The organism is Nonomuraea sp. NPDC048826 (assembly GCF_043198225.1).
In the GTDB taxonomy this organism is placed as follows: Bacteria; Actinomycetota; Actinomycetes; order Streptosporangiales; family Streptosporangiaceae; genus Nonomuraea.
Genome location: NZ_JBICUQ010000010.1, coordinates 297,294 through 315,790, shown reverse-complemented (window position 1 = coordinate 315,790; position 18,497 = coordinate 297,294). Strand labels below are relative to the sequence as shown.

The following is an 18,497-nucleotide window of genomic DNA, read 5'->3' as shown; positions in this document are numbered from 1 at the left end:
GCCTCGGGGCCCTCCTGAGTTCCCGTCCCGCCGCTACTCCCCTAGGCTGCGATCGGTGACCAATCGCACGAAAGTGGGGGGAGGAGGCCGATGACCAGTCCGTTGGAGGCCACTCTGGCCTATGCGGAGCAGTTTCATCACGAGGATGAAATCCTGCACGCGGCGCGGCAGCGCGGGCTGGAGATGGGCGCCACGCCCATCCTCCCGGGGGGTGGGGCCGCGCTCTGCTTCCTCGCCACCGTGATCAACGCCAAGTCGGTGGTCGAGATCGGCACCGGCTGCGGCGTCTCGGGGCTGTGGCTGCTGCGCGGCATGCGCGCCGACGGCACGCTGACGAGCGTGGACGTCGAGCCGGAGCACCAGCGGCTGGCCCGCCAGGCGTTCGCGGAGGCGGGCTTCTCTGGCGGCAGGGTGCGGCTGATCGCCGGCCGCGCGCTCGACGTGCTGCCGCGGCTCTCCGACGGCGGCTACGACCTCGTCTTCGCCGACGGGGCCAAGCAGGAGTACGCCGACTATCTCGCCGAGGCGGTCCGCCTGCTGCGCGTCGGCGGCATCGTGGCCTTCGACAACGTGCTCTGGCACCACCGGGTGGCCGACCCCGCGCAGCGCGACCCCGACACCGTGTCGCTGCGCGAGCTGGGCAAGCTCGTCCAGGGCGACGACCGGCTCCGGTCGGTGCTCATGCCGCTCGGCGACGGCCTCCTGGCCGCCGTCAAGGTGTCTGGCTAGAGGCAGGCAAACCGCTCCAGCCGAGGCGCCGGGTTAGAGACAGGCAACCACTCCGGACAAGACGCCGGGCTAGAGGCGGGCCAGCCACTCCAGCAGCACCCGGACGCCGAACCCGGTGGCGCCCTTGGTGAGCACCCCCTCGTCGACCGTGCTGCGCCCGACGCCGGCGATGTCGAGGTGGGCCCACGGCCGCTCGCCGGCGAACTCGCGCAGGAACAGCGCCGCCGTGATCGACCCGGCGCCGAAGCGGGAGCCGATCTCGACGTTGGCCAGGTCGGCGATCGGCGACTCCAGGGCGCCGGCGTAGTCGTCGATCAGCGGCAACCGCCACAGCCGGTCGCCGCTGGCCTCCCCCGCCTCCAGCAGCCGCGCGGCGAGCTCGTCGTCGGAGGCGTAGAGGCCGCCGACGTGACGGCCGAGCGCCACGGTGACGGCCCCGGTGAGCGTGGCGACGTCGACGACCACGTCGGGGTCGAGCTGGGCGTCGGCGTAGGCGAGCGCGTCGGCCAGCACCAGGCGGCCCTCGGCGTCGGTGTTGAGCACCTCGACGGTGTGGCGTCCCCCGTACGGCTTGATCACGTCGCTGGGGCGCTGGGCCGTGCCGGACGGCATGTTCTCGGCGGCGGCCACGAGGCCCGTCACCCGGATCGGGAGGCCGAGCCGGGCCAGCGCGCCGATCACGGCGATCACCACGGCCCCGCCGGCCATGTCGGTCTTCTGGGTCTTCATGTTCTCGGTGGGCTTGAGCGACAGCCCGCCCGAGTCGAACGTGATGCCCTTGCCGACCAGCACCACGTGGCGGGCCGCGGGCTGGTCGGGGGTGTAGGAGAGCTGGATGAGGCGCGGCGGGCGGACCGAGCCGCGGCCGACGGCCAGCAGGCCGCCGAACCCCTCGGCCTGGAGGTGTTCCTCGTCCCAGACCCGGACCGGGACGCCCTGCTCGGCGGCCTGCTCGGCCAGCCAGGCCGGGCTCTTGACCGACGAGGGCGTGTTGGCCAGGTCGCGGGCCAGCGCCACGGCCTGCGCCACGCTCTCGCCCTGGCGCACCCCCTCCTCGTCGGCGGTGACGAAGGTGAGCGCGGCGACCGGCCGCTTGCCCGGCGACCCGATCTTGAAGGTGTAGGCGGCGAGCAGCGCGGCCTCGGCGAAGGCCCGCGTGTCGCCCTCGGGCAGGACCACGGCCAGCGACTCCTTGCCGCGGACGCGGCGGGTCAGCGTGGCCGCGGCCTTGCGCAGGCTTCGCGGCGAGCCGTCACCCACGCCGTAGAGCAGCACCCGGCCGACGTCGTCGCCCCGGGCCACCGGCACCTCGACGACCTCGCCCGCCTCCCCTTTGGCCTCGTAATGCGCGAGCAACCCGGCGACCGGCACGTGCAGGTCCAGCGGGAGCGCCGGGTGGAGCTCGGCATCGTACGGGACGGCCAGCAGCGCGGCGTCATCGGGAACCTGGGCGGCCACCGACGCGGCGGTCTCGATCGGCACTGTCTCTCCTCATACGTCGGCGACCCTGGCACGCCGGTGCACGCCAGGGCCGGGGTGAAGATCGTCCGGGGAGCTCTTAGCCGACGACGTTCTTCAACGCTTCGCCGAGCGCCTTCGCCTCATCCGCTGAGATCTCCACGACGAGCCGTCCGCCACCCTCCAGGGGGACCCGCATGACAATGCCGCGCCCTTCCTTGGTGACCTCGAGCGGACCATCGCCGGTCCGCGGCTTCATCGCCGCCATGCGTGCATCCCTTCCTGCCTTGGGCTCCCGCGGCCCGCGATTTCCGACCTCCGACCTCCCGAAAGGGGCGGTCGGCGTATTCACGTCTTCTGTGATGTCCTATTCTCCCGCATCGAGAGCCCTCATGGGTAACGATCTCCTCCCAGAATGCGTTGTCGAGCGGGTCGAAGGCATCCAAACTGGACTTCGTGCACGCACGCGCCGCCCTGTTCGACCTCTACGGAGACCACCTGCGCTCACGCGGTGGGCAGGCGTCCGTGGCCGCTCTCGTCCGATTGATGAAACCCCTGGAGATCGCCGCTCCGGCCGTGCGTACAGCCGTTTCGCGCATGGTCAGGCAGGGCTGGCTGGAGCCGGTCCGGCTGCCGCCCGGGCCCGGCTACGGGGTCACGCCGAAGTGCGTCAGGCGGCTGGACGAGGCGGCCCTGAGAATTTACCGAGCCGGAACCTTGAGCTGGAACAGGTGCTGGCACGTGATCGTGTTCCCGCCGGTCAAGGAGCGGCCGCGGCGCGAGCGGGTCAGGGCCACGCTGACCTTCCTGGGCTACGCGGCGCTGTCCGAGAGCACCTGGATCGGCCCGCGTTCCTCCGCCGAGCTGGACAACCTGCTGGAGAGCGAGGGAGTGCGGGCCGATAGGTTCGAGTCGGCACTGGAGGGCGACCCGCGCGAGCTGGTGGCGCGGGCCTGGGATCTGCACGCCATCGGCGAGGCTTACGAGCAGTGGCACGCCGAGGCTGACACGCTGATCACCGCCCTGCCCGCCCAGGCCGCGCCCGACCAGGTCTTCGCGACGAGGAGCAAGCTCGTGCACGGATGGCGGAACTTCCTGTTCCGTGATCCCGGCCTGCCGCCCGAGCTGCTGCCCGCGGGCTGGCCGGGCGAGAAGGCCAGGGCGTTCTTCGAGCAGGAGGCAGCCCGGCTGCTGCCCGCAGCCGCCGCGTTCGTCGACAGGGAGTTGCATTGATCCGCTATGACGTGGCCGACGCCGTCGCCACCATCACGCTCGACCGGCCCGACGCGATGAACTCGCTGACGGCGGAGGTCAAGACCGCCCTGCTGGAGGCGCTGCGCCGGGCGGCGGCCGACCCCGGCGTGCGCGCCGTCCTGCTGACCGGCTCCGGCCGGGCCTTCTGCGCGGGGCAGGACCTGCGCGAGCACGCGGCCAATCTGGAGGCCGGCCGCGGCCTGGACAACACCGTGCGCGCGCACTACAACCCGATCATCGAGCTGATCACCACCATGGACCAGCCGGTCGTGGCGGCGGTCAACGGGGTGGCCGCGGGCGCGGGCGCCGCGCTGGCCTTCGCCTGCGACCTGCGGGTCGCCGCGGAGAAGGCCAAGTTCGCGCTGGCGTTCGGCGGCATCGGGCTGGCGCCCGACTCGGGCGCCTCGTGGACGCTGCAGCGCCTGGTCGGGCTGGGCCGGGCGACGGAGCTGCTGCTGCTGGGCGAGCCCGTCGACGCCGCCCGGGCGCTGGAGCTGGGTCTGGTCACCCGCGTGGTGCCCGCCGACGAGGTGCTCAAGACCGCGCACGAGCTGGCCGTACGGCTCGCGCAGGGCCCGACGAAGGCCTTCGGGGCCACCAAGCGGGCGCTGGCCCACGCGGCCGGTCACTCGCTGCCGGAGACGCTGGCGCTGGAGGCCGACCTGCAGGACGCGTGCGCGGCCACCGACGACCACGTGCGGGCCACGGCGGCGTTCCTGGCCAAGGAGCGGCCGGTGTTCGAGGGCCGCTGAGCTCTCAGGACCGCGCGAGACAGCCTTCGACGTGGTCGTTGACCAGCCCGATCGCCTGCATCAGCGCGTACGCGGTGGTCGGGCCGACGAACCTGAACCCGTGCCTCTTCAGCTCCTTGGCCAGAGCCGTCGAGGCGGGGGTGACGGCGGGCACGTCGGCCATGCTCCTGGGCACCGGAGCCGACGGGTCAGCATATTTCCACACCAGGTCGGACAGGCCGTCGGGCAACTCCATCGCCGCCCTGGCGTTGGCCACGGCCGCCTCGATCTTGGCCCGGTTGCGCACGATCCCCGCGTCGCCGAGCAGCCGCTCGACGTCCTTCTCGGTGTACGCGGCCACCTTGGGGATCGCGAAGCCGTCGAAGGCCGCGCGGAAGTTGTCTCGCTTGCGCAGGATCGTCAGCCACGACAGGCCCGACTGGAACGCCTCCAGCGTCACCCGCTCGAAGACCAGGTCGTCGCCCCGCACCGGACGGCCCCACTCCTCGTCGTGGTAGGCGAGGTAGAGCGGGTCCGTCATGCCCGCCCAGGAGCAGCGGATCACCTCGGTCACGCCCGGCCGCCCTCACCCTTGCCGATCACCCGCACGGACTCCTGGGCCTCATCCGGATCATCGGTGTCCTGACCGGTGGGGTCCGCGGCCACGTCCTCGTCCGGCTTGTCCACCTCACCGGACTCGTCCGGCTTGCCGGTCTCGTCCGGCTTGCCGGTCTCCGTGGCATCCGTGGCATCCGTGGCATCCGTGGCGTCCGTGGCATCCGCGGGCTCGGCCCAGGTCACCGGCTCGTGCTCGGCGCTGGCCGGCTCCTCCTGCGCGGCCGCGGGCACGTGGCCGTTGGACAGCGGGTCGCTCTCCACGGGCAGCGTCAGGGGCGCGGCGGGCGGCTCGTGCTCGGTGCGCGGCCCGTTGCCCGGCGCGGCGTAGACCTCCTGGCGGGCGTGCAGCCGGCTCGACAGCAGCTCCGACACCCGCTGCTCCAGGATCGCGATCCTGGTGTCACGCGCGCTGATGGCGTTGGCCGCCCTGCGCAGCGTCTCGTCGACGCTCTGCGTGTGATAACCCACCAGGTTGACCGGCAGTTGGAGCGCCATGAAGTCGACCGCCGCGAGGTTGCCCGCCTCGGGGAGGTTGAGCGGCGGCACGTCCGGCGGGAACTCGGTCAGCTCACCGCCCTTGCCCAGGGACACCAGGACCACGCTGGCCAGGATGGCGAGCGCGGCGATGGCGAGGATGACCAGCAGCACATTGGCATCGTACTCATACCACCGGTGCACGAGTCCCGCACTTGCCGCACGCGGTGCGCAGCCGGGCGCTCAGTCGGCGGCCTCGCTCAGCTCCTCCACGCTCGGCCGGACGGGCTGCGCGCGGGCCTCCAGCCGGGCGAACGCCTCCTCGACCGTGGTGGTCCAGGAGATGGCGTCGAAGACGTCGGCCCGGCAGAAACCGGCGTCGTACATCCCCGTGACGAGGTCCCTGAGCGGCTGGTAGAGCCCCCACGGGTCGAGGATCACCAGCGGGCGGTCGTGGATGCCGAGCACCCTGGCCGTCCACATCTCGAACAGCTCCTCCAGCGTGCCGATGCCGCCGGGCAGCACGAGGAAGGCGTCGGACCTGGCGTCCATGTGGCCCTTGCGCTCGCGCATGTCGGCCGTGACGATCAGCTCGTCGGAGTCCTCGTCGGCGACCTCGATGTCGACGAGGACCTGGGGGATGACGCCGATCGTGCGGCCGCCGGCGGCGCGGGCCGCCCTGGTGATCTCGCCCATGCACGACACGGTCGCGCCGCCGCTCACCAGGGTGTGGCCGCGCCGGGCCAGCTCGCCGCCCACCTCCGCCGCCAGGCGGAGATACTTGTCGTCGATGTGCCGGCTGGAGGCGCAGAAAACGCAGATGTTCACGGGGAGCCAGCCTATTGCGGCTCGCTCACCTGCGCCCTGGCAGCCGCCTTCTCCTCCTGCCGCAGCCGCGACCGGTTCAGCTCGGAGTCAGTGATGATCTTCACCGCTTCGGCCACGTCGTCGGTCACCTTGATCAGGTCGAGGTCCTGGGCGGCGATCTTGCCGGTGCCGGCCAGCTGGCTCTTGACCCAGTCGAGCAGCCCGCCCCAGAACTCCGAGCCCATCAGCACCACGGGGAAGCTGGTGACCTTGTGGGTCTGGACCAGGGTGAGCGCCTCGAACAGCTCGTCGAGCGTGCCGAACCCGCCGGGCAGCGCGATGAACCCGCAGGAGTACTTCACGAACATGGTCTTGCGTACGAAGAAGTAGCGGAACTCGATGCCGAGGTCCACGTAGTCGTTCATGCGCTGCTCGAACGGCAGCTCGATGCCGAGCCCCACCGACACGCCGCCGTCGATCTCGGTGGCGCCTCGGTTGGCCGCCTCCATGACGCCGGGCCCGCCGCCGGTGATGACGGCGAAGCCGGCCTGCGCCAGCTCCTTGCCGAGGGCCCGGCCCATCGCGTATTCAGGAGAGTCGCCGGGGGTCCTGGCCGAGCCGAACACGGTGACCGCCCGGGGCAGCTCGGCGAGCTGGCCGAAGCCCTCGACGAACTCCGCCTGGATGCGCAGCACGCGCCACGGGTCCATGTGCACCCAGTCGGAAGGCCCCTGGCGAGCCAGCAGCCTTTCGTCATGGGTCGATTCGGGCACCATGCTGCCACGCACCACAGCCTGACCCTGGCGCCGTTCGCGGCGATTCGCTCTCATACGTTGCACGCTATCCCCAATGATTCCCAACATGTTCGATGCCTGGATACCCTGCGCCGACGGGCGTGGGACGTCGTCCGGAAGGCGCCCGGAAGAATCTTGAAAAACTTCCCGGGAAACCGGGAACCAGATTTCGCGAAGCCTGCGTCTAACCGGCGAGGGTGCTGCTCGGGACTGAAAGTGGCTCTCCCCGTCAAATGGCCGGCGAGGAGAGCCACTTTCACTTTGTCCGGCCCCCGGTGAGCCAGGCGCGCAGCGCCCGCTCGCTTTCCACGATCTTCTCCAGCGTCACGTACTCGCCCTGCTGGTGGGCCAGGTTCGGATCCCCGGGACCGTAGTTGACCGCCGGGACCCCCAGCGCCGAGAACCGCGCCACGTCGGTCCAGCCCAGCTTGGCCCGCGGCGTCCCGCCGACGGCGGCGGCGAAGGCGGCCGCGACCGGATGCGTCAGGCCCGGCCGCGCCCCGGGGGCCGCGTCGACGAACGCGACCTCGTACCCGTCGAAGACCTCCCGCACGTGCGCCTGGGCCTGCTCGATCGTCAGGTCGGGGGCGAACCGGTAGTTGACGGTCACCACGCACTCGTCGGGGATGACGTTGCCCGCCACGCCGCCGCGCACGCCGACCGCGTTCAGCCCTTCGTGGTACTCCAGCCCGTCGACCACCGGCCGTCGCGCCTCGTAGGCGTTGAGCCGGGCGAGCACCGGCTCGATGCCGTGGATGGCGTTGACCCCGAACCACGACCTGGCGCTGTGGGCGCGCTTGCCGGTGACCCGGACGTCGGCGCGGAGCGTGCCCTGGCAGCCGCCCTCGATCTCGCCGTCGGTGGGCTCCATCAGGACCGCGAAGTCGGCGGCCAGCCAGCCGGGCTGCTCGCGGGCGATCCGGTTGAGCCCGTTGCGCTCGGCCTCGACCTCCTCGCAGTCGTAGAAGACGTACGTGACGTCGCGGTCGGGGTCGGGCACCGTGGCGGCCAGCTTCAGCGCGACGGCCACCCCGGCCTTCATGTCGGAGGTGCCGCAGCCGTAGAGGAGGCCGTCCTCGACCCGGCTGGGCAGGTTGCCGGCGACCGGCACCGTGTCGAGGTGGCCGGCGATCAGCACCCGCTCGGCGCGGCCCAGCCCGGTGCGGGCCACCACGGTCTGCCCCGACCTGTCGACCTTCAGGTGCGGCAGCCCGCGCAGGGCCTGCTCGACCAGCCCGGCCAGCACCTGTTCGGCGCCGCTCACCGACTGGATGTCGACGACGGCCGCGGTCAGCGTCCGCACGTCCTGCGTCAGGTCAAGCATCAGGTGTTCACTCCGTGTTCGCGCAGCACGTCGTTGAGCGCTGCCTTGTCATGGCGCCGCCCCGGCTCCAGGCGCTTGAGCACCAGCACGCAGGGCAGCCCGAAGGTCCCGCCGGGGAACTCCTTCTGACGGGTGCCGCCCACCGCCACGCACCAGTCGGGGACGCGCCCGCGGGCCAGTTCCTCGCCGGTCTGGACGTCGATGACGGGCATGGACGCCGACAGGATGGTGCCGGCGCCGACCACGGCGCCGCGGCCCACCCGGGCGCCCTCGACGATCATCGCCCGGCTGCCGATCAGCGCACCGTCCTCCACCACCACGGGCACGGCGCCCGGCGGCTCCAGCACGCCGCCGATGCCGACGCCGCCGGACAGGTGGACGTCCGCGCCGATCTGGGCGCACGAGCCGACCGTGGCCCAGGTGTCGACCATCGTGCCGGCTCCCACGTACGCGCCGGTGTTGACGAAGGAGGGCATCAGGACCACGCCGGGGGCCACGTAGGCGCCCCAGCGGACGATCGCGCCGGGCACCACCCTGACCCCGTCGAAGGTGGACTTGAGCGGCACCCTGTCGTGGTGGCGGAAGTCACCGACCTGCGACCTGGCCATGCCGAGCACCTTGAACGCCAGCAGGATGGCCCGTCTGGCCCGCTCGTCCACGACCACCTCGTCACCCACCACCCGGGCCACCCGGGCCAGGCCGCGGTCGAGCAGGTCGACGGCGGCCACCACCGCGGCGCGGGCCTCCGTGTCGGCCGGCGACAGGTCGGCGCGCCGCTTCCACAGCTCGTCGACGGCCGGTGACAGGGTGCTCACTTCGGTCATGGCCACGGAGCCTATCCCGCCGGGTAGGTTCTTCAGCGTGCACCTGCGCTTCTCACGGGGAGTCATCACCATCGCGGCCATCGTGCTGGTCCTGGCGGTGGCCATCTCCTTCGGCGTCTACCAGTTGCTCAAGCGCGCCCCCACGCCGCTGGCCGTGCCGGAGGCGCGCTGCGTCGTGCGCACGCCCGACGACGAGCGGGAGATGGACGTCGAGCAGGCCCAGATCGCGGCCACCATCGCGGCCGTGGCGGCCCGGCGCAAGCTGCCGGAGCAGGCCGTGGTGATCGCGTACGCGACGGCGCTGCAGGAGTCCAAGCTCTACAACCTCGACTACGGCGACCGCGACTCGGTCGGCGTGTTCCAGCAGCGCGAGTCGCAGGGCTGGGGCAGCAAGAAGCAGATCATGGACCCTGTCTACGCCACCAACCGGTTCTTCGCCGCGCTGGAGAAGGTCAAGGGTTACCGCAAGATGCCGGTGGCGGAGGCGGCCCAGGAGGTGCAGCGCTCCGCGGCCGGCTACGCCTACGGCCCGCACGAGGACGAGGCCAGGCTCCTGGCGGCGGCGTTCACCGGGCGTGTCCCGCGCGCCGTCCACTGCTGGTACCCGCCGGAAGGCGCCAACGGGGGCGGCGAGCAGGCCGCCGCGCCGCGGCCCAAGACGGCCCAGGCGCGCCGCCAGCTCAAGCGGGCACTCGGCAGCACCGCCGTCACCAACGGCAGGCGCGGCTGGCTGATCGCCGCCTGGTCGGTGGCGCACGCGCAGAAGTACAAGCTGAGCCGGGTGGAGTACGCCGGCGCCCGGTGGTCCAACGACCTGCGCGTCGAAGGCTGGCAGAACGCGGGCGCGGCCAAGGGCAGGACCGTCGAGCTGGCCTGAGCGGCCCCGGCTAGGACGAGGCGCGGCTGATGATGCCGATCGAGCCGGGCGGCAGCGGCTGGGCGTAGGAGGCGGTCCACGGCTGGCCCTGGACACGCTGGAACGACAGCAGCCGCCCGTCGGTCGCGCGGTAGTCGGCGAAGTCGAGCAGCCCCCGGTCGGGCATGCTCGTGCTGCCCTCGGACCGGAAGGCGGCGGTGCCGCGTTCCAGAGGGTGGAACTCGACGTCGTCCATGATCAGGCTGCTCCGCGCGGGGATCATGCCCTGGGTGGGCACGTCGGTCCAGAGCAGCACCTCCAGGTGCGGCGGCTGGTCGGGGGCCCTGCCCTGGCGCATCTCGACCGTCAGCCACTGGATGCGGCGGGCGCTGTCACGCAGGCGGTACTCGACCCACTGCTGGCCCTGCCATGACACGTACAGGGCGCCGACCACGCGCACCGGCGACCCCAGCACGTCGATCTTGTCGCCCACCCTGAGCGTGCGCGGATCCGTGTAGTCGGTGCCGGCATGCCCGGCCGCCGCGACCGGCGCCGGGAGCGGCGGCTCGACGGGAGCGACCTCGACCGGCATCTCGGTCGCCGTGCGGTCCTTCCTGTCCTGGCGCAGGGTGGCCAGGAACGCCCCAAGCAGGAGGAGGACGGTGGCGATGCTCAGCCCGAGAACGACCATGGAGGTCATGCTCATCGTACGGCTCGCTCCACTCGCGGTTCGCCTCGGCGAACGCCCGGTATCTACTTGTGCTGCGGTATATGCGGCTCGCCCCTTCCGTCCAAGGGAGAGGCGTTTGAGGGGCGATCCTACTGGAGGCGGCGCACTGCCGCATCGATGCGTTCGTCAGTGGCCGTGAGCGCCACCCGGACGTGCCGCCCACCTGCCGCTCCGTAGAACTCCCCGGGCGCGACCAGAATGCCGTTTTCGGAAAGCGCGCCCACCTGATCCCAGCAGCTCCGCCCGTCGGAGGCCCACAGGTAGAGGCCCGCCTCGGAGTGGTCGACCCGCCAGCCCGCCCGCTCCAGCGCGGGCCGCAGCAGGGCGCGGCGCGCGGCGTAGCGCTCGCGCTGCTCGTCGGCGTGGCGGTCGTCGCCGAGCGCGGCGGTCATCGCCGCCTGCGCGGGCTGCGGCATCAGCATGCCGGCGTGCTTGCGGATCTCCAGCAGCCGCTTGATCAGCGCGGGGTCGCCGGTGACGAAGCCGGTGCGGTAGCCGGCCAGGTTGGACCGTTTGGACAGGGAATGGACGGCGAGCAGGCCCTCGTGAGACCCCTCGCACACGTCCGGGTGCAGGATCGACACCGGACGCTCCTCCCAGCCGAGCTCGATGTAGCACTCGTCGGAGGCGACGATCGTGCCGCGTTCGCGCGCCCAGGCCACCACCTTGCGGAGGTGCTCCACGGGCAGCACGCGGCCGGTCGGGTTGCCCGGCGAGTTGATCCAGACGAGATCGGCGTGCTGCGGGCCGAGCGCGAGCAGGCCGTCGGCGGCCGTGCCCGCCGCGCCGGCCAGCCGGGCGCCCACGTCGTAGGTGGGATAGGCCAGCTCGGGGAAGACCACCCGCCGGGCGCCGAGATAGGTCGGCAGCCAGGCGACGAACTCCTTGGAGCCGATCACCGGCAGCACGTCGCGCTGGTCGACGCGGACGCCGTGGCGGCGCGCCAGCCAGCCCGCCGCCGCTTCCCGCAGCGCCCGCGTGCCGTGGGTGACGGGATAGCCGGGGCTGTCGGCGGCCTGGATCAGCGCGTCCTGGACCAGCCCGGGCACCGGGTCCACGGGGGTGCCGACCGAGAGGTCGACGATCCCGCCGGGGTGCGCGCGGGCCCGCTCCTTGTACGGCTCCAGCCGGTCCCAGGGAAAGTCAGGCAGGTTGTTCACGGTTCTCCAGGCTCGTACGAACGGCTGAGGACCGCGTACCGCTGACGGCACGCGGCACATGCGGCACGGCCCGCCGCCCCTGCCGGTTGCGCGGCCCGCGTACGGGCCGCGCCGGTTACTCGCTCTGCGGCGGGAGCGCCGCCACGACCGGGTGGTCCTTCTCGATCTTGCCGACCTTGGACGCGCCGCCGGGCGATCCGAGGTCCTCGAAGAAGTCCACGTTGGCCTTGTAGAAGTCCTTCCACTGCTCGGGAAGGTCGTCCTCGTAGAAAATGGCCTCGACCGGGCACACAGGCTCGCACGCTCCGCAGTCGACGCACTCGTCGGGGTGGATGTAAAGCATGCGCTCGCCCTCGTAGATGCAATCGACGGGGCATTCCTCGATGCACGCCTTGTCCAGGACGTCCACGCAAGGCTGCGCGATGACGTAGGTCACCTCGAGCTCCTTCTTCTCCGCACCATGGCATGACTCTGACCGCGGTTTGCTAGGCCCTAGTATTGCCGTGCCTACCAGGTGGCTGAAACGGAGGGTGGCAAACTCGTGGCCGCTCGCTTCGTGATCACTATCTCAGCAACCGACGTCGGGGCGCGCGTCACCACGCGCAGGCGGGTTCCCGGAGGCTTCCGCGACGCCGTCGGCACCCTCGAATCCTGGGCGGACGGCGTGCTCCAGGTGCGCAAACGCGACGGCACCCTCGTGGAGATCCCGGAAGAGACGCTGGTGGCGGGCCGGGTGGTTCCGGCCGCGCCTCCTCGACCTGGACAGAAGTAACGGTAAGTATTCGTTGTGTGACCGTACGTACCTGCGCCGCCGTAGCCGCCATCCTCGCCAGCGCCGGATGCGGCGCGTCGCCGTCCGCTGAGAAGCCCGGTTCCGACTCACCCGTCAAGGTTCACGCCGCCTCGCTCAAGGAGGGCTTCGGCACCTTCGAACGCCTGGTCGAGGCGGCCCAGAAGGAAGGGGCGCTCACCGTGGTGGGCCTCCCCCGCGACTGGGTGAACTACGGCGAGATCATCGACACCTTCGCCGACAAGTACGGCATCGAGGTCAAACAGCTCGAACCGGGGGCGAGCAGCCGCCGGGCGCTCGACACGGCCGCGCGGCTCAAGCCCGACGTGTTCGACCTGACCCTGGAGGAGGCGGTGGGCGCGGCCGGCGCGTTCGCACCGTACAAGGTGCAGGGCTGGCTCGACCTTCCCGACCACGTCAAGGATCCGGCCGGCGGGTGGTACGCCGCCTACGGCGGCTACATGTCCATCGGGTACGACCCGGGCGCGGTGCCCGCCCCCGCCTCCTTCGCCGATCTGGCCAAGCCCGGCTACAAAGTGGCGCTCGACGGCGACCCGCTGCGCTCCATGGCGGCGTTCTCCGGCGTGATGGCCGCTTCCCTGCAGGGCGACTCGCCGCAGCCGCAGACCGGGGTGGCGCTGTTCGCCAAGCTCAAGCAGGCGGGCCGGTTCACCGCCCCGGCCGCCGCCAACACCGTCGTCACCTGGGACCACGTCAACGCCGCGCGGGCCGCCCGCGACTCCGCCGCCTGGAAGGTGACGATCCCGAGGGACGCGCCGCTCGGCGGCTACCACGTCCAGGCGATCAGCAAGGCCGCGCCGCATCCCGCCGCCGCCCGGCTGTGGCAGGAGTTCCTCTTCTCCGACGAGGGCCAGAACCTGTTCCAGAAGGGGTACGCGCGACCGGCGCGGGGCGAGGCGATGCTCATGCGCGGCACCCTCGACACCGAGCAGGCGGCCAAGCTCCCGAAGTCGCCGGGGCCGCCGGTGCTGCTCACCATCCCGCAGACCGACGCCGGGAAGTCCTATGTGAAAAAGGAGTGGGCGAAAAGCGTGGGGTGAGACCGGTGTGATCAGGTATGTCGTAGCGACAATCTAGCTCTAAAGTGAACCGACACTACGGCCACGGGGGCCCGATGTCCCACGATTGAGAGCTGATCGTCTTGCGATATGACACACCGGGTTTGGAGCGGTGGAACAGTCGCGCCTACGACAGCAGCTTCGGCTACGTCTCCACGCAGGGCGCGCCGCTGGTGGACCTGCTCGACCCGAAGCCGGGCGAGCGCGTCCTCGACCTCGGGTGCGGCACCGGCGTGCTGACCGCGCAGATCGCCTTCCGTGGCGCCGAAGTGCTGGGGATCGACGGCTCGGCCGCCATGATCGAGAAGGCGCTGGCCCAGTACCCGGGCATGAACTTCATCGTCGGCGACGCGCACGACTTCACCGTGGCCCGCCCGTACGACGCCGTCTTCTCCAACGCCGCGCTGCACTGGATGAGCCGGCCGGACGCGGTGATCGCCAGCGTGCGGGAGGCGCTGCTGCCCGGCGGGCGGTTCGTCGCCGAGATGGGCGGGGCGGGCAACTGCGCCGAGCTGACCACCGCGATGCTGACCGCCTGGCGCGAGTACGGGCTGCGCGAGCCCGAGCTGCCGTGGTACTTCCCCTCGCCCGCCGAGTACGCCAGGCGGCTGGAGGCCGAAGGATTCGTCGTGCGGCTGCTGGAGTACTTCGACCGGCCCACGCCGCTGGAGGAGTGCCCGGGAGGCGCCGCCGACTGGGTGCGGATGTTCGCCTCGTCGGCGCTCGACGGGCTGGCGCGCGACGTCGTGCAGCCCCTGCTCCAGCGCGTCAACGAGCTGGCGGCACCGGCGCTGCGCCGGGAGTCCGGCTGGATGGCCGACTACGTGCGCCTACGGTTTGCCGCCGTTCGACGCTGATGCGTAGTGCAGGATGCGTAGGGCTGTTTTGCCGGACTATGGTCTCTTCAGTGGGCGGCGAGATGATGGCACCGCGCACGGCGTCGCATGGCCCGCGACGTGGCGGCGTGAGGGGCTGGTGAACGGAACGGGATGAATTTCTGCCTGAGCGACCTCGTACCACCGTTGAGGTGGAGCGACACGTCCACGATCACGCTGCTCACCGGGCAGCCGGGGCTTCCGGACGCCTGGTGGCGCAGCCTGCCCATGCCGCGCGTGCTCGCGGCCATCGGCCCCGAGTCGCTGGGCGAGCTGCTGACCGAGATCGTCATCGAGCACTGGCCCGCTGCCGCCGTGGGTGACGTGCTGCCGGCGCTGCACATGCTGGACCCGGACGAGGCCGACGAACCGTACGTGGCCATCGCCCTCGACCGGGCCGGGTCCTGGCCGGGGCTGCTGGCGCTGACCGGCCGTGAGCTGATGGACCAGCCGTTCGTCCAGGCCCGGCCGGTGCTGACGGCGCTGTTCTCGGCCGCCCTGGTCCGGCTGTCCCCCGCCGCGCCCGTGCCGTCGAGCGGCGCGGCCACCCTGGACGACGAGACCCCGCTGCCCGAGGCCCGGCTCGCCGACCCCGCCGACGAGGCGGCGCTCGTGTCGGAGAGCTCGCCTGCGGGCGGGGTCGCCGAGCTGGACGGTGAGCCCGTCCCGGCGGAGGCCGTGACGGACGGCGACGACGACGCGCCCGGAGAACCCGCCGAGGAGCCTGAGGACGTCGCGGAGGAGCCTGAGAACGTCGCGGAACACCCCGCAGACGCTCCGGAAGAGCCCGAGGGTGTCGCCGAGGCGGCGGAGGCGTCCGCCGAGGACGCCGAGGACGCCGACGACGGGGAGGAGCGCGGGGACGCCGAGGAGCGCCCGGCCGACGCGGTGGAGCACCCCGAGGACGCGCCGGAGGAGCCCGAGGACGTCGCCGAGCCCGCCGAGGCGGTGGAGGAGCCCGCGGAGTCCGAGGACTCCGAGGAGGAGCCCGCCGACGCCGTGGAGGAGCCCGAGGACGACGCCGAGGGCCGGGAGGCGGATCTGCCGCAGCTCATCGAGGCGGCGTTCGCGCATCTCGACGACAAGAGCTGGGCCGTGGCGCAGAACCGGGTGTTCACCGACCAGCCGTCGGCCGTGGACCAGCTCGCCAAGCTGTTCGCCGTGCCGCCCGCCGAGATCGCCGCCACCGAGGACCGGCTGCGCGCGATGCTCGACGAGTGGCTCGCCAGTGACGAGGCCGCCCCCTACCGGGCGCACCTGGAGGAACTGCGCGAGAAGATCGGCCCGGCCGCGCCCAAGGAGAGCCTGATCAATGCCGCCGACTGGCACGGGCGGGAGATCAAGGCGCTGGAGGTGCCCGCCTGGCAGTTCGTGCTGGCCACGCTGCCGGACCGGCCCCCGCTGCCCGAGCCCGGACCCGCGCCGGTGCCCCCGTCGGCGTTCAGCGCGCCCTACGGCACGCCTCCGGAGCCGGCGCCCGTCTTCACCCCGAAGCAGAAATCCCCGAAGCCCCTTCCGAGCCTGCCGCCCGGGTTCATGCCGCCCGACCCGGTGCCGTCCCAGTTCCAGGCGTTCGCCCCGGCCGTGCCGGTGCAGAGCGAGACGAACGGCTCGGCCGGCGAGCAACCCGGCAAGCCGTACCAGCCGCTCAAGGACGTCTCGCAGACCAGGCGCTGCTTCCGCCAGCCTGACGGCCGGTGGTGGCTGCGCGTGGACGTGACGGCCGAGCAGCTCGGGGGCGGCGAGTGCGCGCTGCCGACCGGGTTCGCCGCGTACCTGGGCCTGTCGCCGGGCGAGACCAGGACGGTCAGGAGCGCCGCGGGCGAGCTGACCATGACCTGGCACGGCCGCCCGGTCCTGGAGTCGATCGACCAGCTGCTGTCGGACGTCGGCGCCAAGGAGGGCGGTCACCTGTTCCTCACGCTGTCGGACGAGGGCGTGCTGCGGGCCCGGCACCTGCCGGTCGCCGCGGCCGGCGCCGAGCAGATCACCAAGGCGCTCCGCCTGGTCGGCTACACGGCCCCGGGCGGCACCCGCGACCAGGCGGCCCGGGTGATCGCGACGAGGATCGGCATGACCGGCCCGGTGCACCTGCCCGACCTGCTCACCAGGCTCCGCGAACGCGGGGACCGCGACCTGCTCGAACTTCTGGACTGATGCCGTGCCGCGGCTCGCGATCGGCCCTGAGTTTCCCAGGGAGCTCTGCGCACTGGCTCAGCCGGTGCGCAGGGACGTCGTGGTCGCGTTGCGGCGGTTCCTGCTGAACGTGGCGGGCGCCCCGCACCCCGAGTCGGTCAGGGGCGCCAGGGACTCCCGGGTGGCGACGCTCCGGCTGGCCGAGGGCCACCGGGGCGTGGTGGTGCGCCGGCGGGACGTCTACTGGCTGCGCACCGTGCTGCCCGACCCGGAGGCCTGGTCGTACGCCGCCAGGCACCGGTACGGGGTCAACCCGGTGCTCGGCGTGGTCGAGGAGTGGGACGCCGAGTCGCTGGAGCGGATCGAGCCCGCGTTACGCCGATCGGCGGGCCCTTCGGGGTTGTTCGACCCGATCTGCGACGGCGACCTGCTGGCGCTGGGCATCGACGTGCACGCGCTGCCCCTGGTCCGGCTCATCACCACCGAGGCGGACGTGGCCGCGCTCGAACCGCTGCTGCCGCCCACCCAGTACGTGCCGCTGGCGGTGCTGGCCAGGGGCGGCACGCTCGCCGAGGCGTGGCGGGAGCTCGACGGCTGGCGCGCCTTCGAGGAGGACGCCGAGGAGCCGGTCGATCCCGAGGACTTCCACCGGGCGTTGCTGCGCAGCCCTGACCGGGCGGTGTTCGCCGCCGACAAGATGGAGCTGGACCGGGTGCTGACGGCGCCCGAGTGGTGCGTGTTCCCGCACCCGCCGCACCACCGGCTGACCAGGGCCAGGTTCGACCATCCGGTGCTGGTGGTGGGCGGGGCCGGCACCGGCAAGACGGTGATCGCGCTGCACCGCGCCGCCCATCTGGCGGCCCACGGGAGTGGTCCGGTGCTGCTGGTGACGTTCTCGCAGGGGCTCTGCGACGAGCTGACCATCCGGCTCGACCAGCTCGTCCAGGACGAGCTCGTACGCAAGCGCATCGAGGTGGACAACCCGGAGCGGCTGGCCATGCGCATCGTGGCCCAGGCCGAGGGCCGCCGCCCGGCGCTGGTCGGGCCGGGCGCGCGGACCATGGACGAGCTGATCGACGAGGCGCGCCTGCTGTTGTCCAGGGCGACCGGCGACCTGCTGGACGACGTCGAACCGGGACGCAAACCGTACCGGCACATCGTCGTGGACGAGGCGCAGGACGTCAGCCCGGCGCAGTGGCGGCTGCTGCGGGCGGCGGCGCCGCGCGCGGCCGACGACCTGTTCATCGTCGGCGACCCGCACCAGCGCGTCACCGACACGCGGGTGACTCTCGGCGCCGTGGGCATCCCGGCCATCCAGTACGCGCTGAAGGTCTCGTACCGGCTGCCGCACGAGCTTCTGACGTTCGCGGTCCGGGTGCGCGGCGGCGGGCCGACCGACGGGCTGGTCAAGGGCGTGTCGGCGCTGTTCGGGTTCCGGTCCGCGCGGGTGGGGCCGAGGCCGGTGGTGCGCGCGTACGAGAGCGCCGAGGCGGAGCTGGCCGGTCTGGAGCGCACCATCGCCGCCTGGCTGGACGAGGGCGTGCCCGCCGAGCGGATCGCGGTGGGGGCGCGCAACCAGGATCTGGTCCGGGCCGCCAAGGGGACGCTGCGGGACGTGCCCGTACGGGTGTCGACGTTCGCCAACCTCAAGGGGCTGGAGTTCGACCGGGTGGCGCTCATCGGCGTGGCCGAGGGGATCGTTCCGGAGCAGCCTCCGGAGGATCCCGGGGCTCGGGCGCGCGCGCTGCAACGGGAACGGAGCATGCTGTTCGTGGCCTGCACCCGGGCCAGGACGATGCTCTACATATCCCATTCCGGAAGAGGGAGCCCCTTTCTGTCCTTCTGATCACATAGTCTG

The 18,497-nt window shown here is 72.1% G+C and carries 20 protein-coding genes; 9 read left to right on the top strand and 11 right to left on the bottom strand.

What is annotated here, in order from left to right; all coding sequences use genetic code 11:
- The first annotated feature begins 90 nt into the window (after window positions 1-90).
- Window positions 91-729 (top strand): O-methyltransferase, encoded by a 639-nt coding sequence (locus ACGFI7_RS34230; protein WP_393412008.1) that lies wholly within the window; start codon window positions 91-93, stop codon window positions 727-729.
- A gap of 69 nt (window positions 730-798) precedes the next feature.
- Here ACGFI7_RS34230 and ACGFI7_RS34225 read toward each other — a convergent pair whose 3' ends face one another.
- Both ACGFI7_RS34225 and ACGFI7_RS34220 read right to left on the bottom strand, forming a co-directional pair.
- Complete coding sequence (locus ACGFI7_RS34225) at window positions 799-2,211, bottom strand: leucyl aminopeptidase (protein WP_393412006.1); 1,413 nt, start codon at window positions 2,209-2,211, stop codon at window positions 799-801.
- Between the two features lie 76 nt (window positions 2,212-2,287).
- Window positions 2,288-2,455 (bottom strand): DUF3117 domain-containing protein, encoded by a 168-nt coding sequence (locus ACGFI7_RS34220; RefSeq protein ID WP_020545024.1) that lies wholly within the window; start codon window positions 2,453-2,455, stop codon window positions 2,288-2,290.
- A gap of 188 nt (window positions 2,456-2,643) precedes the next feature.
- On the opposite strand from ACGFI7_RS34220, the gene ACGFI7_RS34215 reads away from it, so the two are divergent.
- Together ACGFI7_RS34215 and ACGFI7_RS34210 are read left to right on the top strand one after the other, a co-directional pair.
- Window positions 2,644-3,420 carry a PaaX family transcriptional regulator C-terminal domain-containing protein gene (locus ACGFI7_RS34215; protein ID WP_393412004.1) on the top strand — a complete coding sequence of 259 codons (777 nt, stop codon included), beginning with the start codon at window positions 2,644-2,646 and terminating at the stop codon, window positions 3,418-3,420.
- A complete protein-coding gene (locus ACGFI7_RS34210) occupies window positions 3,417-4,193 on the top strand; it encodes an enoyl-CoA hydratase-related protein (RefSeq protein WP_393412002.1) in 777 nt (258 codons plus the stop codon). Before ACGFI7_RS34215 ends, ACGFI7_RS34210 begins: the two co-directional genes overlap by 4 nt.
- Before the next feature lie 4 nt (window positions 4,194-4,197).
- Here the strand turns inward: ACGFI7_RS34210 and ACGFI7_RS34205 are convergent, their stop codons facing one another.
- From ACGFI7_RS34205 to ACGFI7_RS34180, 6 genes are all read right to left on the bottom strand, one after another.
- Window positions 4,198-4,746 (bottom strand): DNA-3-methyladenine glycosylase I, encoded by a 549-nt coding sequence (locus tag ACGFI7_RS34205; protein WP_393412000.1) that lies wholly within the window; start codon window positions 4,744-4,746, stop codon window positions 4,198-4,200.
- Window positions 4,743-5,438, bottom strand: coding sequence for a hypothetical protein (locus tag ACGFI7_RS34200; RefSeq protein ID WP_393411998.1), 696 nt, complete (start codon window positions 5,436-5,438; stop codon window positions 4,743-4,745). Before ACGFI7_RS34200 ends, ACGFI7_RS34205 begins: the two co-directional genes overlap by 4 nt.
- Before the next feature lie 69 nt (window positions 5,439-5,507).
- Window positions 5,508-6,092: a TIGR00730 family Rossman fold protein gene (locus ACGFI7_RS34195; protein ID WP_393411996.1), complete on the bottom strand. Its 585-nt coding sequence runs from the start codon at window positions 6,090-6,092 to the stop codon at window positions 5,508-5,510.
- Between the two features lie 11 nt (window positions 6,093-6,103).
- Window positions 6,104-6,901, bottom strand: a complete 798-nt coding sequence (locus ACGFI7_RS34190; protein ID WP_393411994.1) for a TIGR00730 family Rossman fold protein — start codon at window positions 6,899-6,901, stop codon at window positions 6,104-6,106.
- Between the two features lie 220 nt (window positions 6,902-7,121).
- A complete protein-coding gene (dapE, locus tag ACGFI7_RS34185; protein WP_393411992.1) occupies window positions 7,122-8,189 on the bottom strand; it encodes a succinyl-diaminopimelate desuccinylase in 1,068 nt (355 codons plus the stop codon).
- Entirely contained in the window at window positions 8,189-9,013 is an 825-nt protein-coding gene (locus ACGFI7_RS34180; protein ID WP_393411990.1) for a 2,3,4,5-tetrahydropyridine-2,6-dicarboxylate N-succinyltransferase, read from the bottom strand. The genes dapE and ACGFI7_RS34180 overlap by 1 nt, the downstream gene beginning before the upstream one ends.
- On the opposite strand from ACGFI7_RS34180, the gene ACGFI7_RS34175 reads away from it, so the two are divergent.
- Window positions 9,012-9,890, top strand: a complete 879-nt coding sequence (locus ACGFI7_RS34175; protein ID WP_393411988.1) for a hypothetical protein — start codon at window positions 9,012-9,014, stop codon at window positions 9,888-9,890. The two genes, ACGFI7_RS34180 and ACGFI7_RS34175, sit on opposite strands and share 2 nt — an antisense overlap.
- Before the next feature lie 10 nt (window positions 9,891-9,900).
- Here ACGFI7_RS34175 and ACGFI7_RS34170 read toward each other — a convergent pair whose 3' ends face one another.
- The 3 genes from ACGFI7_RS34170 to fdxA all read right to left on the bottom strand — a co-directional run bounded on the left by ACGFI7_RS34170 (window position 9,901) and on the right by fdxA (window position 12,195).
- Entirely contained in the window at window positions 9,901-10,569 is a 669-nt protein-coding gene (locus ACGFI7_RS34170) for a DUF4178 domain-containing protein (protein WP_393411986.1), read from the bottom strand.
- 119 nt (window positions 10,570-10,688) lie between these two features.
- The gene (dapC, locus tag ACGFI7_RS34165) at window positions 10,689-11,759 is read right to left on the bottom strand and encodes a succinyldiaminopimelate transaminase (protein ID WP_393411984.1); all 1,071 of its coding nucleotides are present in this window, start codon (window positions 11,757-11,759) and stop codon (window positions 10,689-10,691) included.
- A 115-nt stretch (window positions 11,760-11,874) separates the two neighbouring features.
- Entirely contained in the window at window positions 11,875-12,195 is a 321-nt protein-coding gene (gene fdxA / locus ACGFI7_RS34160; RefSeq protein ID WP_148029241.1) for a ferredoxin, read from the bottom strand.
- Between the two features lie 120 nt (window positions 12,196-12,315).
- Between fdxA and ACGFI7_RS34155 the strand changes: the two genes are divergently transcribed.
- The 5 genes from ACGFI7_RS34155 (at window position 12,316) to ACGFI7_RS34135 (ending at window position 18,485) form a co-directional block, all read left to right on the top strand.
- Window positions 12,316-12,531: a hypothetical protein gene (locus ACGFI7_RS34155; protein WP_393411981.1), complete on the top strand. Its 216-nt coding sequence runs from the start codon at window positions 12,316-12,318 to the stop codon at window positions 12,529-12,531.
- Window positions 12,532-12,548: 17 nt separating this feature from the next.
- Window positions 12,549-13,610 (top strand): ABC transporter substrate-binding protein, encoded by a 1,062-nt coding sequence (locus tag ACGFI7_RS34150; protein WP_393411979.1) that lies wholly within the window; start codon window positions 12,549-12,551, stop codon window positions 13,608-13,610.
- A 101-nt stretch (window positions 13,611-13,711) separates the two neighbouring features.
- The gene (locus ACGFI7_RS34145) at window positions 13,712-14,485 is read left to right on the top strand and encodes a class I SAM-dependent methyltransferase (RefSeq protein ID WP_393411977.1); all 774 of its coding nucleotides are present in this window, start codon (window positions 13,712-13,714) and stop codon (window positions 14,483-14,485) included.
- A gap of 165 nt (window positions 14,486-14,650) precedes the next feature.
- Window positions 14,651-16,660: a hypothetical protein gene (locus ACGFI7_RS34140; RefSeq protein WP_393411975.1), complete on the top strand. Its 2,010-nt coding sequence runs from the start codon at window positions 14,651-14,653 to the stop codon at window positions 16,658-16,660.
- A 4-nt stretch (window positions 16,661-16,664) separates the two neighbouring features.
- Window positions 16,665-18,485, top strand: a complete 1,821-nt coding sequence (locus ACGFI7_RS34135; RefSeq protein ID WP_393411973.1) for a UvrD-helicase domain-containing protein — start codon at window positions 16,665-16,667, stop codon at window positions 18,483-18,485.
- The last annotated feature ends 12 nt before the right edge of the window (window positions 18,486-18,497 follow it).